The organism is Candidatus Kinetoplastibacterium blastocrithidii (ex Strigomonas culicis), from assembly GCF_000319245.1.
Taxonomy (GTDB): domain Bacteria; phylum Pseudomonadota; class Gammaproteobacteria; order Burkholderiales; family Burkholderiaceae_B; genus Kinetoplastidibacterium; species Kinetoplastidibacterium blastocrithidiae.
Genome location: NC_019814.1, coordinates 805922 through 820037, shown reverse-complemented (window position 1 = coordinate 820037; position 14116 = coordinate 805922). Strand labels below are relative to the sequence as shown.

8 protein-coding genes, 2 tRNA genes and 3 rRNA genes are annotated in these 14116 nt (G+C 37.2%); 9 read left to right on the top strand and 4 right to left on the bottom strand.

Annotation, left to right across the window (positions count from 1 at the left end; translation table 11 throughout):
* The first annotated feature begins 293 nt into the window (after positions 1-293).
* From CKBE_RS03880 to rrf, 5 genes are all read left to right on the top strand, one after another.
* Positions 294-1824 (top strand): 16S ribosomal RNA (locus tag CKBE_RS03880).
* 130 nt (positions 1825-1954) lie between these two features.
* Positions 1955-2031, top strand: a tRNA-Ile gene (locus tag CKBE_RS03875).
* Between the two features lie 31 nt (positions 2032-2062).
* Positions 2063-2138 (top strand) — tRNA-Ala (locus CKBE_RS03870).
* A 224-nt stretch (positions 2139-2362) separates the two neighbouring features.
* Positions 2363-5246: ribosomal RNA gene (locus CKBE_RS03865) — 23S ribosomal RNA — on the top strand.
* A 151-nt stretch (positions 5247-5397) separates the two neighbouring features.
* Positions 5398-5511: ribosomal RNA gene (rrf, locus tag CKBE_RS03860) — 5S ribosomal RNA — on the top strand.
* The 16S, 23S and 5S rRNA genes sit together here with 2 tRNA genes alongside, the layout of an rRNA operon.
* Before the next feature lie 51 nt (positions 5512-5562).
* Here the strand turns inward: rrf and holA are convergent.
* The 4 genes from holA to rpmB form a co-directional block, all read right to left on the bottom strand.
* A complete protein-coding gene (holA, locus tag CKBE_RS03855; RefSeq protein WP_015238274.1) occupies positions 5563-6612 on the bottom strand; it encodes a DNA polymerase III subunit delta in 1050 nt (349 codons plus the stop codon).
* Positions 6613-6719: 107 nt separating this feature from the next.
* Positions 6720-9398: a leucine--tRNA ligase gene (gene leuS / locus CKBE_RS03850; RefSeq protein ID WP_015238273.1), complete on the bottom strand. Its 2679-nt coding sequence runs from the start codon at positions 9396-9398 to the stop codon at positions 6720-6722.
* Positions 9399-9623: 225 nt separating this feature from the next.
* The gene (gene rpmG, locus CKBE_RS03845) at positions 9624-9791 is read right to left on the bottom strand and encodes a 50S ribosomal protein L33 (protein ID WP_015389980.1); all 168 of its coding nucleotides are present in this window, start codon (positions 9789-9791) and stop codon (positions 9624-9626) included.
* A 36-nt stretch (positions 9792-9827) separates the two neighbouring features.
* A complete protein-coding gene (gene rpmB / locus CKBE_RS03840; protein ID WP_015238272.1) occupies positions 9828-10043 on the bottom strand; it encodes a 50S ribosomal protein L28 in 216 nt (71 codons plus the stop codon).
* Positions 10044-10447: 404 nt separating this feature from the next.
* Between rpmB and CKBE_RS03835 the strand changes: the two genes are divergently transcribed.
* Genes CKBE_RS03835 through pgsA form a run of 4 tightly spaced genes read left to right on the top strand, consistent with a single transcriptional unit; the run spans position 10448 to position 14099 of the window.
* Entirely contained in the window at positions 10448-11173 is a 726-nt protein-coding gene (locus CKBE_RS03835) for a pyridoxine 5'-phosphate synthase (protein ID WP_015238271.1), read from the top strand.
* Positions 11174-11188: 15 nt separating this feature from the next.
* Entirely contained in the window at positions 11189-11629 is a 441-nt protein-coding gene (gene acpS / locus CKBE_RS03830; RefSeq protein ID WP_015238270.1) for a holo-ACP synthase, read from the top strand.
* Positions 11630-11645: 16 nt separating this feature from the next.
* Positions 11646-13466, top strand: coding sequence for an excinuclease ABC subunit UvrC (gene uvrC, locus CKBE_RS03825; RefSeq protein ID WP_015238269.1), 1821 nt, complete (start codon positions 11646-11648; stop codon positions 13464-13466).
* Positions 13467-13505: 39 nt separating this feature from the next.
* Complete coding sequence (gene pgsA, locus CKBE_RS03820; protein WP_015238268.1) at positions 13506-14099, top strand: CDP-diacylglycerol--glycerol-3-phosphate 3-phosphatidyltransferase; 594 nt, start codon at positions 13506-13508, stop codon at positions 14097-14099.
* Positions 14100-14116 lie beyond the last annotated feature (17 nt).

Sequence of the window (14116 nt, the reverse complement as noted above, 5' to 3'; positions counted from 1 at the left end):
ATTTTATCTAATCAAAAAATATATTGACATTTTTCTCATTAAGCGCGAGAATTCTTCTTCTGCAACTGACAAACAAATTGTCAGAGCTGAGCTCTTTAACAATAAACAATCGATAATTGTGGGTACTTGATGCTAGTTTTAGTATGTAATATTTTACATTTAGCTAATTAGATAAAAGTACTCAATAATGTACATGGTCTTAGAGTAATACTCTAAGAACCCGTTCATTTTTTGGGTAGCGACGTATTCTAGGTCTAAATCAGACTTAAATTACGTGTAAAAATACAGAGATTAAACTGAAGAGTTTGATCCTGGCTCAGATTGAACGCTAGCGGAATGCTTTACACATGCAAGTCGAACGGCAGCACGGACTTCGGTTTGGTGGCGAGTGGCGGACGGGTGAGTAATATATCGGAACGTGCCCAGTAGTGGGGGATAACTACGCGAAAGCGTAGCTAATACCGCATATTCCCTAAGGGGGAAAGCGGGGGATCTTCGGACCTCGCGCTATTGGATCGGCCGATACCGGATTAGCTAGTTGGTGAGGTAATAGCTCACCAAGGCAACGATCCGTAGCTGGTCTGAGAGGACGACCAGCCACACTGGGACTGAGACACGGCCCAGACTCCTACGGGAGGCAGCAGTGGGGAATTTTGGACAATGGGGGGAACCCTGATCCAGCCATTCCGCGTGTGCGATGAAGGCCTTAGGGTTGTAAAGCACTTTTGGCAGGGAAGAAACAGTGTTGGATAATACCCAGCATGAATGACGGTACCTGCAGAATAAGCACCGGCTAACTACGTGCCAGCAGCCGCGGTAATACGTAGGGTGCAAGCGTTAATCGGAATTACTGGGCGTAAAGAGTGCGCAGGCGGTTCGGAAAGAAGGATGTGAAATCCCAGGGCTTAACCTTGGAACTGCATTTTTAACTACCGAACTAGAGTGTGTCAGAGGGAGGTGGAATTCCGCATGTAGCAGTGAAATGCGTAGATATGCGGAGGAACACCGATGGCGAAGGCAGCCTCCTGGGATAACACTGACGCTCATGCACGAAAGCGTGGGGAGCAAACAGGATTAGATACCCTGGTAGTCCACGCCCTAAACGATGTCAACTAGCTGTTGGGACCTTCGGGTCTTAGTGGCGCAGCTAACGCGTGAAGTTGACCGCCTGGGGAGTACGGTCGCAAGATTAAAACTCAAAGGAATTGACGGGGACCCGCACAAGCGGTGGATGATGTGGATTAATTCGATGCAACGCGAAAAACCTTACCTACCCTTGACATGTCTAGAATCCCGAAGAGATTTGGGAGTGCTTGAAAAAGAACTAGAACACAGGTGCTGCATGGCTGTCGTCAGCTCGTGTCGTGAGATGTTGGGTTAAGTCCCGCAACGAGCGCAACCCTTGTCATTAGTTGCTACGAAAGGGCACTCTAATGAAACTGCCGGTGACAAACCGGAGGAAGGTGGGGATGATGTCAAGTCCTCATGGCCCTTATGGGTAGGGCTTCACACGTCATACAATGGTCGGGACAGAGGGTCGCCAACCCGCGAGGGGGAGCTAATCCCAGAAACCCGATCGTAGTCCGGATCGTAGTCTGCAACTCGACTACGTGAAGTCGGAATCGCTAGTAATCGCAGATCAGCATGCTGCGGTGAATACGTTCTCGGGTCTTGTACACACCGCCCGTCACACCATGGGAGTGGGTTTTACCAGAAGTAGTTAGCCTAACCGAAAGGAGGGCGATTACCACGGTAGGATTCATGACTGGGGTGAAGTCGTAACAAGGTAGCCGTATCGGAAGGTGCGGCTGGATCACCTCCTTTAAGAGCATTGAAACTATGCATTAAGTATCCGCAATTATCGGTTGTTAAAATAGCTGTGATTGTTAGTAAGCGCTGGTTATGACAGATTTTATATTGGTTTTGCATTGTATAGTGCAGTCGGTATAGGTATGGGTCTGTAGCTCAGCTGGTTAGAGCACCGTCTTGATAAGGCGGGGGTCGTTGGTTCAAGTCCAACTAGACCCACCATTAATGTTTGGGCGAAACCTTTCGATACTTTGGGGGTGTAGCTCAGTTGGGAGAGCGCCTGCTTTGCAAGCAGGAGGTCATCGGTTCGATCCCGTTCACCTCCACCACATATAGAGTTTAATTCTCATACATAATGTTTTATGCATGAGAATTGAGCTTTATCAAATAAGCTATTTGTTCTTTAAAAATCTAGAAGAAGCACAACGAAAGATGTTCTATTTATTATTAATAGACATAGGGTTGTGATTGCAAAAAAGTTCCAAGTATAATTGGAATATTCATAAACAGTAAAATATAGTCAATTTATCTTATATAGCCTTTAGTGTTATAGGATCAAGTTACTAAGTGCATATGGTGGATGCCTTGGCGATCACAGGCGAAGAAGGACGTAGTATCCTGCGAAAAGCTGCGGGGAGCTGGAAAACAAGCTGTAATCCGCAGATGTCCGAATGGGGAAACCCACTCCTTTTAAGGAGTATCACTGACTGAATACATAGGTCAGTAGAAGCGAACCGGGTGAACTGAAACATCTCAGTAACTCGAGGAAAAGAAATCAACCGAGATTCCGAAAGTAGTGGCGAGCGAAATTGGATCAGCCTTTACGTTTTAGCATTATTGATAGTTGAAAGAGATGGAAATCTCTGCCATAGTAGGTGATAGCCCTGTAAACGAAATCTTTGATGTAGAACTAAGCGTAAGAGAAGTAGGGCGGGACACGTGAAATCCTGTCTGAATATGGGGGGACCATCCTCCAAGGCTAAATACTCGTGATCGACCGATAGTGAACCAGTACCGTGAGGGAAAGGCGAAAAGAACCCCGGGAGGGGAGTGAAATAGATCCTGAAACCGTATGCATACAAACAGTAGGAGCGGACTTGTTCCGTGACTGCGTACCTTTTGTATAATGGGTCAGCGACTTACATTCAGTGGCAAGCTTAACTAAATAAGGGAGGCGTAGCGAAAGCGAGTCCGAATAGGGCGATATAGTCGCTGGGTGTAGACCCGAAACCAGATGATCTATCCATGGCCAGGTTGAAGGCACGGTAACACGTGCTGGAGGACCGAACCCACTAATGTTGAAAAATTAGGGGATGAGCTGTGGATAGGGGTGAAAGGCTAAACAAATCTGGAAATAGCTGGTTCTCTCCGAAAACTATTTAGGTAGTGCCTCACGTATTACTGTATGGGGTAGAGCACTGTTATAGCTAGGGGGTCATGGCGACTTACCAAACTATGGCAAACTCCGAATACGTACAAGTACAGCGTGGGAGACAGAGCACCGGGTGCTAACGTCCGGACTCGAAAGGGAAACAACCCAGACCGCCAGCTAAGGTCCCGAATTATCGCTAAGTGGGAAACGAAGTGGGAAGGCATAGACAGTCAGGAGGTTGGCTTAGAAGCAGCCATCCTTTAAAGAAAGCGTAATAGCTCACTGATCGAGTCGTCCTGCGCGGAAGATGTAACGGGGCTAAGCGATAAACCGAAGCTGCGGGCGTATGTTTAACATACGCGGTAGGAGAGCGTTCTGTAAGCCTGTGAAGGTGTCTTGTAAAGGATGCTGGAGGTATCAGAAGTGCGAATGCTGACATGAGTAGCGATAAAGGAGGTGAAAAGCCTCCTCGCCGTAAGTCCAAGGTTTCCTGCGCAACGTTCATCGGCGCAGGGTGAGTCGGCCCCTAAGGTGAGGCAGAGATGCGTAACTGATGGGAAACTGGTTAATATTCCAGTACCATTGTACAGTGCGATGGGGGGACGGATTGCAGAAGATCATCAGGGTGTTGGATATCCCTGTTGCTACACTATAGAAGGTAATTAGGAAAATCCGGTTACGTAATTCAAGGGTGTGGCACGAGCAAACATGTTTTGCGAAGTGATTGGAAGCAGTTCCAAGAAAAGCCTCTAAGCTTCAGCTGTACAAGACCGTACCGCAAACCGACACAGGTGGACGGGATGAATATTCTTAGGCGCTTGAGAGAACTCAGGAGAAGGAACTCGGCAAATTGATACCGTAACTTCGGGAGAAGGTATGCCTCATTATTGTGATGAACTTGCGTTCAAAGCATGAAGAGGTCGCAGATAATCGGTGGCTGCGACTGTTTATTAAAAACATAGCACTCTGCAAAGACGAAAGTCGACGTATAGGGTGTGACGCCTGCCCGGTGCCGGAAGGTTAATTGATGGGGTGCAAGCTCTTGATCGAAGCCCCGGTAAACGGCGGCCGTAACTATAACGGTCCTAAGGTAGCGAAATTCCTTGTCGGGTAAGTTCCGACCTGCACGAATGGCGTAACGATGGCCACACTGTCTCCTCCTGAGACTCAGCGAAGTTGAAATGTTTGTGATGATGCAATCTACCCGCGGCTAGACGGAAAGACCCCATGAACCTTTACTGTAGCTTTGCATTGAATTGTGAATAATCTTGTGTAGGATAGGTGGGAGGCTTTGAAGCATGACCGTTAGGTTGTGTGGAGCCATCCTTGAAATACCACCCTGGATTGTTTGCGATTCTAACCTTGATCCGTTATCCGGATTTGGAACAGTGCATGGTGGGCAGTTTGACTGGGGCGGTCTCCTCCTAAAGAGTAACGGAGGAGTTCTAAGGTACGCTAGGCACGGTCGGAAATCGTGCTGTTAGTGCAATGGCATAAGCGTGCTTAACTGTGAGACTGACACGTCGAACAGATGCGAAAGCAGGACATAGTGATCCGGTGGTTCTGAATGGAAGGGCCATCGCTCAACGGATAAAAGGTACTCTGGGGATAACAGGCTGATACCGCCCAAGAGTTCATATCGACGGCGGTGTTTGGCACCTCGATGTCGGCTCATCTCATCCTGGGGCTGTAGTAGGTCCCAAGGGTATGGCTGTTCGCCATTTAAAGAGGTACGTGAGCTGGGTTTAAAACGTCGTGAGACAGTTTGGTCCCTATCTGCCGTGGGCGTTGGATACTTGACAGAGCCTGCTCCTAGTACGAGAGGACCGGAGTGGACGTACCTCTGGTGTACCGGTTGTCATGCCAATGGCATTGCCGGGTAGCTAAGTACGGAAGAGATAACCGCTGAAGGCATCTAAGCGGGAAACTCGTCTGAAGATTAGGTATCCCGGGGACTTAGATCCCCCTAAAGGGTCGTTCAAGACCAGGACGTTGATAGGTCGGGTGTGTAAGTACAGTAATGTATTAAGCTAACCGATACTAATTGCCCGTGAGGCTTGATCCTATAACTCTACAGGTTATTAGAGTTGAAATTGAAATTCTTTTTATTGGATTATAATGATTAATGTTTTGCAATAAAATATGCAACCATCATCTGTTTGTTGAAAAGCTTCTTCTTGGATTATTTGTGATAAAATCACTATGTGCAGGTTTTGCCTGACGACCATAGCAAGGTGGCCCCACTCCTTCCCATCTCGAACAGGACAGTTAAACGCCTTTGCGCCGATGATAGTAGACATCTCGTCTGTGAAAGTAGGTTATCGTCAGGCTTCTAGAAAATTGAATTCCCCTACATATCTTATGTAGGGGAATATCAATACTCAATTATATAATTTGGCAAAGTTAGTTGCTAGACTATGTATCTCTCTCCAAATCTCATTATTCCGTCTTAATACTTCTATTCCTATTCCCTTACTTATTAAGTCTAAATCATGGACTTGTATAAGGATATTCTCTAATGATTTTATTTCTTTTATTTTTATACTAAATTTTACAATTATTTCTTTGTGTTTCCCAAAAATATTCAATTTCTCTATTATTTGTGGTGAATATTTATTTTCTATTAATTTACCTATTATTCTTATATCCTCATATATACTCCATAGAATTAATGGAATTGGGAAAATATCATTTATTTCAAAAAAATGTAATATTTTAGTAGATCTTAGAATATTACCACTTAATATTGATATGCGTAAATCATACAAATTATATTTAGACATATTTTCTAATAGAATGCTTTTTACTTCAATATCTCTAAGCATACCTTTTGGGAATAAAATGCTTAGTTTGTTTATTTCTTGAGAAGCTCCTAATAAATTATTTTCTAAGTTTTTAGCCATCCATTCTATTGTTTTTGTATCGGCATATTGACCTTGTTCTTGTAGTCTATTTTTAATCCATACAGGAAAATTATCTTGTTTTATGATAGGTATATTTATGGTTGTAGCTATATTTATTAAAATTTTCATCCAGCTACTATTTATAATTTTATTGTTTTTTTGCATTTGTATAATTAATATATCCTTTACATTCTCTGTTTTATTTATATATAGCGCTATCTTGCTCATAGTATCAGATCCTGATTTTCCTATATTGCCGCAACCAATATTTATATTAAAAATTCTGTTTTTATCGAATAAATTTAAGGTTGATACTAAACTAAGCAATGATAGCCAATCGCTTTTTGAATCCATTACTAAACGAGCGCAAGTATGAAAATTGTACTTGTCTGCATGAGAACATATCTTATCTACAGTTTCATTTATAAGTAATTGTTCTGTTCCAATTATTATATAAACAGGTGAAAAACTACCATTTATATTTTTAATATAATTATTTATATTTTTATAGTCTATAGTTTTTATCATTATTTATAAATAAAAGAATATATTTATATTAGTCCATATTTTATATTTATTATCTTATAATAGAATATGCTTATTTAGAAACAATAATTATAAAAATCAAGTTTTATCTATATTACTATATTCACCAATTTACCAGGAACTACTACTATTCTTTTTATATTACCATTAATAAATTTAGATATGCTTTCATGTTTAATTGCTATTTCTTTTATATCTTTTTCACTTGTATTAGAGGGAGCAAGAAATGATCCTCGTAATTTTCCATTAATTTGTATAACAATTCTTGTTGTTTCTTTTATTATTGCATTTGGATCAATCTTTGGCCATTTTGCCTCTATTATATCTCCCATTAGTGAATGATATCCGAGATGACGCCATAAATTCCATGTTATGTGTGGAACTATCGGATATAATATTCTTAATAAGATTCCTATAGATTCTTTGAGAGCTATGTTGTAGCAATTATTATTATTGAGTCTTTCTTTTAATATGAAGTTTTCAATGTCATTCAAGATTTTCATTGATGTTGAAACTACTGTGTTATATTGCATTCGTTTATAATCATGATTTGCTTTTATAAGATTTGAATATAATTTAAACCTAAGTAGTTTATAATTTTCATTAGCATGGGAAAATGCATCTTCCTTATCATTTTTTTTGTTCTGGACTAATAGCATATCTCTATTCGTGTAACATAGTTTCCACAGTTTTTTTAAATAGCGGCTAGCGCCTTCAATTCCATACTCGGACCATTCTAAAGTCTGTTCTGGTGGGCTAGCGAATATTATAAATAAACGTGCTGTATCAGCACCAAATTTGTCTATTATAATTTGTGGGTCAACACCATTATTTTTAGATTTTGACATTGTGCTAATGCCATTGTACTCTACAGGAGAGCCATCTTTTATTAATTTATATTCTTTTATTTCTTTTGTATTTTCATTTTGGCATGTTTCTATTTCATTGGAGTTGAAATATTCTAAGCCACCTAGGTTATTTCTTCTGGAATAAGTATGATTGAGAACCATGCCTTGGCAAAGTAGTTTTTTTATTGGCTCATCAATATTTAATAACCCCATGTCCCGCATTGCCTTGCACCAGAATCTTGCATAAAGAAGGTGTAGAACCGCATGTTCTATTCCTCCTATATATTGATCTATCGGCATCCAATAATTAAATCTTTGATCTATAGCATAATTTTTATTATCAGGAGAAGTGTATCTCATGAAGTACCAAGAAGAATCGACAAATGTATCCATTGTGTCTGTTTCACGTTGAGCATTGTTGCCACATTTGGGACACTTGCATTTTATAAAAACTTCATCTTTTTTTAAGGGATTTCCATTACCATCAGGAATTAGATTTTCCGGTAGTAGTACAGGAAGATCTTTTTCTGGAACGGGTACAGTTCCACAAGTGTCGCAATTTATCATTGGTATAGGTGTTCCCCAATATCGTTGACGAGACACACTCCAATCACGCAATCGCCACATTGTTCTATTTTTACCAATTTTATTTTCTGTAATATAAGAAGATATCTCATTGGTTGCTGATATACAATCTAATCCGTTATATTTGCCTGAATTAACCAAGTATGCATCATCTGTATCTTTATACCAATCATTCCATTGTGTTTTATCAAACAGCTTGCCATTCTTTGCAATTACTTGTTTAATGTTAATTCTATGCTTGGCTGCAAAATAAAAATCCCTTTCATCATGGGCAGGAACTCCCATTATAGATCCATTAGCATAACTCATTAAAACATAGTTACAAATCCAAATAGCTATATTTTCTTTTGTTATTGGATGAGTTGCAACCAATCCTGTATCTATGCCTAATCTTTCCTTTATGGCTAGTTCTGATTCTTTTGTGCCTCCAGCTTTGCATTGATCTATAAATTTCTTTGCTTCAATATTGCTTCTTGCTATAAATTTAGCTATTGGATGCTCATAAGATATAGCACAGAAAGTTACTCCCATTAATGTATCTGGTCTCGTTGTAAATACATGCAATTTACCGTTTTGGAAAAGATTACCATGTTCATCTAATATATTATGATCAAAGGCAAAATCTAATCCCTCTGATTTCCCCATCCATTTTTCTTGCATGATCCTAACTTGATCAGGCCATTCTTGTAATTTGTTGTTTAGATCATCTATTAGTTCTTCTGAATAATTTGTTATCCGTAGATAGTAACCTGGAATTTCTCTTTTCTCTACTATTGCTCCAGATCTCCACCCGCATCCATTAATTACTTGTTCATTTGCTAATACTGTTTTGTCGACAGGATCCCAATTGACTATTTGGGTATCTCTATACACAATTCCATGTTCTAGCATTTTCAAAAATAACCATTGGTTCCACTTGTAATAATTTGGATCGCAAGCACATATTTCTCTAGACCAGTCAATGGCTAGGCCCATTGCTAGCATTTGTTTTTTCATATAAGAAATATTGTTGCGTGTCCATTCATATGGTGATATTCCTGATTTTATAGCTGCATTTTCGGCAGGCATGCCGAAAGCGTCCCATCCCATTGGCATTAACACATTAAAACCTTGCATGCGTAAATACCGTGTCATCATATCATTGATAGTGTAATTGCGGACATGTCCCATGTGAAGTTTACCACTTGGGTAAGGAAGCATGGAGCAAGCAAAAAACTTAGGTTTAAAGCTTCCATCATAATTTTTTGCATATTCTTCTACTTTATATATCTGGGCAGATTCCCAATATGTTTGAGCTGTTTTTTCTATTAATTTATGATCGTAGTATTCTTTCATTGTTAATTAGATATAATATGTTATGTAATGAATATGCAATACTGATTTGCTTTGAAATGGAGCCCCATAGTACTTATAGCTATGGAATTATAGATAATAATTTTAAACTAAGATCCAATAATATCCATAATAAGGACTATAAAAATCTTTCTAAACATCATGAGTAGTTTTATCTTAAATCAAAAGATAATTGGGAAACAATAATACTTTTTCATGTATTCAAATTTATTTAAGTTTTATTTCTTTATATCCAACATGTTTTCTTACAACTGGATCAAACTTTTTTAATAAAATCTTTTCTGGGTTGTTTTTCTTATTTTTGGTAGTTGTATAAAAATGACCAGTACCAGCTGTCGATTCTAATTTAATTTTTTCTCTAGATCCTTTCGCCATTTTGTTCTCCTGTTTTAATTAATCTTATAATTCTTACTAAGAGTTGCTTAATACTGATTTGATTCCGTTTTTATCTATTGTTCTAATTGCCTTGGTCGATACTTTTAACCGTATCCATTTATTTTCCTCTTCTATCCAGAATCTTCTTGATTGTAGGTTAGGCAGGAAACGTCTTTTAGTTTTATTATTTGCATGAGAGACATTGTTGCCTACCATAGGAGCTTTACCTGTAATTTGACATACGCGGGCCATAAAAACACCTTACTTATTTAGTTAATCTTGATTATTTATAATAAAAATTCTGTAACTAGCTAGTTTTACAGATGTTTAAGTTTTTTATATAATGGTAGATTTGCTACCGCACAAAAACAGCAGAATTGAAAATTATACTTATTTATATAAAAATTGTACAGATGCAAAAGCAAGATAAACAAATCCTATCAATAATTGTAACATAATCACATATTTATATTGTAGGTTAATCTATTATATTAAATATTGTCACACGCGCTCATATACTAAGGTATGGATTTGTTATTTATAACGTCTTTAATCGATTATAATATACAAGTTTTCTGTTTTTGAATTAAATGTTTTGCATTTCTCTATATTTATTTAAAGAATGGCAGAAATATTTTTACAAAGGATGATAGGTAATGATTAAATTAGGCGTTAACATTGATCATGTTGCTACTATAAGACAACAAAGATATACAGATTACCCAGATCCTTTGCTAGCAGCAATTAAGGCTGAGGAGGCTGGTGCTGATTTGATTACATTGCATCTCAGAGAAGATAGAAGACATATCCAAGATAATGATGTTTTTGCCATGCGTAAGATCTTAAAAACCAGAATGAACCTTGAATGTTCTTTATCTGTAGATATTATTAATATAGCATGTAAGGCAAAACCAGATGATGTATGTCTTGTACCTGAAAATCGTTCTGAATTGACTACAGAAGGTGGATTAGATGTTATTAAACACATGTCTTCTATTAGGAATGTTGTGGATTTGTTAAGTAGTAATGAAATAAATGTTTCAATATTTATTGATCCAGATATAGTTCAGATAGAGGCTGCCGCAAAAATTGGAATTGGTATTATTGAAATACATACCGGCAAGTATTCTGATGCTGCGCCATCACAAATTAATAATGAGTTGTTTAGAGTTAAAGAAGCTGTTGGCTTTGCAAAATCACAAGGATTGAAAGTTAATGCAGGTCATGGTTTAAGTTATGACAATGTCACAAGTATAGCATCCATTGATGGTATAGAAGAATTGAATATCGGTCATTCTATAATTAGCAGATCTATTTTTGACGGTATTCATAATGCGGTTGTTGAAATGAAGAGAATTATACTTGAAGCCAGAAACAAATAGGATCTTTTATTAGAAGTGTTTAACAGTCTTGATGTTTTTAAAAATAGTAAAGATATATCTGGAATCGCAGGTGTAGGTATAGATTTATTGTCTGTTGATAGAGTAAGAACTCTATATCAAAGATACGATGATCATTTTCTAGCAAAGATGCTTGGCGAGAATGAATTATATTTTTTTCATAAAAGGTTAAACGCAAATTATGAGCGAGGTATTAGATTTTTAGCTTCAAGAATAGCGTCCAAAGAAGCTTTTTCTAAAGCCATTGATACAGGCATTCGATATCCTATTACTTGGAAGAGTATTCAGATCATTAACTCTAATGAAGGCAAACCAAGAATTATTCTATCTTATGATCTTAATGTGTGGTATAGATCTATTTATGGGAACTCCCATGTTTCAATTAGCGATGATATTCATATGGTTATAGCTATTGTCGTTACAGAGAGAAAACGCTAAAAATATTTTATAAGTTATGCTTAATAATTCTAATTTGAAAGTTTTTTTAGCTAATCTTCCTAGTTTACCTGGCATATATAAATATATAGATAGTTTTGGTAATATTATATATGTTGGCAAGGCAAAAGATTTGAAGAAAAGAATATCTTCTTACTTCATAAATAGCTCTAATGCTCCTAGAGTTAGTGTTATGGTTTCTAAAATATCTAACATTGAGTTCACGGTTACAAATTCTGAGGTTGATGCGCTTATTTTAGAAAACAATCTAATAAAATCCATACATCCTAGGTATAACATATTGTTCCGTGATGACAAGTCTTATCCTTATCTGAAGATATCTTCTCAAGAGTGGCCTAGATTGATTTTTTGCCGTGTTTACAAAGAGAAAATTGATGGGCAGTATTTTGGTCCTTTCCCTGACTCAGGAGCTGTGCGTGAAACTATTAAAATCTTGCAAAAGATTTTTCGACTAAGGATTTGCGATGATGCTATGTTTGCGAATAGGTCTAGACCTTGTTTATTGGGCCAGATAAGCAGATGTTCTGCTCCTTGTGTTGGATTAATAAATAAAAATGATTACCTTCAGGATGTTAGTGATGCAATTTTATTTCTAAACGGTAAATCTAATCATGTGATAAAAGAAATAAAAGAGAAAATGAATAAGGCTTCACAAGAATTGAATTTTGAACTAGCCTCTGTATTCCGTGATCAGGTTGCAGCTTTATCAAAAATATTAAATAAGCAAACCATGGAAAGTTCTTGCATTGAAGACACAGATATTATATCCGTAGTTTCAGAGGGAAATAAATATTGCGTTAATATAGCTATGGTTAGATATGGTAGGCACCTGGGGGACAGGTCTTTTTTTTCTGAGAACGAATATTTAGCAAACGCTGAGAGTGTATTAGATGCTTTCTCTTCTCAGTTTTATTTAAAGAATCAATTGCCTGATGTCTTGGTGTGCTCTCATAATTTCACAGATCGTAATACTATTAATAGTATTAAAAAATCTTATGGAGAGGCGAAAAAGATAAAAGTATTTGTTTCCCCTGTTAGAGGCATAAGATATTCATGGTTAAAGCAAGCAACTTACAATGCTAAATTAGCATTACAAAAAAAATTTGATAATATTAATTTATATATTAATCGAATAAATAAACTGACGGATATCTTGAAAATAAAACTGAAAAATTTATCTTCTTTTAGGGTTGAGTGTTTTGATATAAGTCATTTTAAAGGTGAGGCGACTAGGGCATCTTGTGTTGTATTTGAAAATTGTGGAATGAGCCCCTCTTTATATCGTCATTTTATCATAGATAAAATAATACCTGGTGATGATTGTGCTGCTATAGAACAAGTCTTATATAAGAGATTCTCACAAAAGAATATAAAAATGCCCCACATAGTTTTGATTGACGGAGGAAGGGGGCAAATAGAAGTTTCAAAAAAGGTATTTGAGAATTTAAATTTAGATGTTAGGTTATTAATTGGCATATCTAAGGGTGATAATCGTAAAGCTGGTTTAGAGACGCTTGTTTTTGCAGATGATAGGAATGACCTTATTCTTGGTATTGAGTCTGAGGCATTAATGTTGTTGGCGCATATAAGAGATGAAGCTCATAGGTTTGCTATTAGTAGTATGAGAAATGTCATACATAAATCTAGATTTTATTCCAAAATTATTGATATAAAAGGAATTGGTGAGAAACGTTGTGCAGCTCTATTGAAATATTTTGGTAGCATGTCTGGTATTTCTTCAGCTACAATGGAAGAAATTAGCTCTGTAGAAGGCATTCCTAATCATTTAGCTAAGGCTATATATGAGTCACTACATTGAGCTTATCAAATTTTTTAAGTTTACTTATGGTTATGCTTTATGATTATAAATATTCCAATTGTCTTGACTTTTATTCGTATTGCAATATCGCCTTTGATTCTATTATTGTTTTATATCCCTAATAAATATATTTGTAGTGCCTTTATTAATAATCTTGCAGCCCTGCTTTTTATTCTAGCTGCTTTTACAGATTGGCTTGATGGCTGGTTAGCTCGTTACTTAAATCAGAGTACATCATTCGGTGCTTTTTTGGATCCTGTTGCTGATAAAATTATAGTTTGTACCTCTTTGATAGTTTTGTTAGATCTAGGTAGGGTTAGTATGTTGGTGGCTCTAATAATAATAGGTAGAGAAATATTTATATCTTCTTTGCGCGAATGGATGGCAAGGATTGGATCGGAGTATATTGTTTCTGTTCACGCACTAGGAAAGTTAAAAACAATGTTCCAAATGGCGGCGATACCTTGTTTATTTTATGGCGATTCATTTTTATATATTTCTTTTTTAAAAATTGGTTCTTTGTTAATTGCAGTGTCGTCTATATTTGCTGTATTATCAATGCTGTTTTATATAAAATGCTCATTGCCCATGTTACATAGAGAATTTTCTCCTAACAGAGACATTGCTAATTAATTTTTATTAATGTTCTA

Coding starts and splice junctions, on each gene's coding strand:
- pgsA (WP_015238268.1), top strand. CDS start 13,506: ATGATTATAAATATTCCAATTGTCTTGACTTTTATTCGTATTGCAATA.
- uvrC (WP_015238269.1), top strand. CDS start 11,646: ATGCTTAATAATTCTAATTTGAAAGTTTTTTTAGCTAATCTTCCTAGT.
- rpmG (WP_015389980.1), bottom strand. CDS start 9,791: ATGGCGAAAGGATCTAGAGAAAAAATTAAATTAGAATCGACAGCTGGT.
- leuS (WP_015238273.1), bottom strand. CDS start 9,398: ATGAAAGAATACTACGATCATAAATTAATAGAAAAAACAGCTCAAACA.
- rpmB (WP_015238272.1), bottom strand. CDS start 10,043: ATGGCCCGCGTATGTCAAATTACAGGTAAAGCTCCTATGGTAGGCAAC.
- holA (WP_015238274.1), bottom strand. CDS start 6,612: ATGATAAAAACTATAGACTATAAAAATATAAATAATTATATTAAAAAT.
- CKBE_RS03835 (WP_015238271.1), top strand. CDS start 10,448: ATGATTAAATTAGGCGTTAACATTGATCATGTTGCTACTATAAGACAA.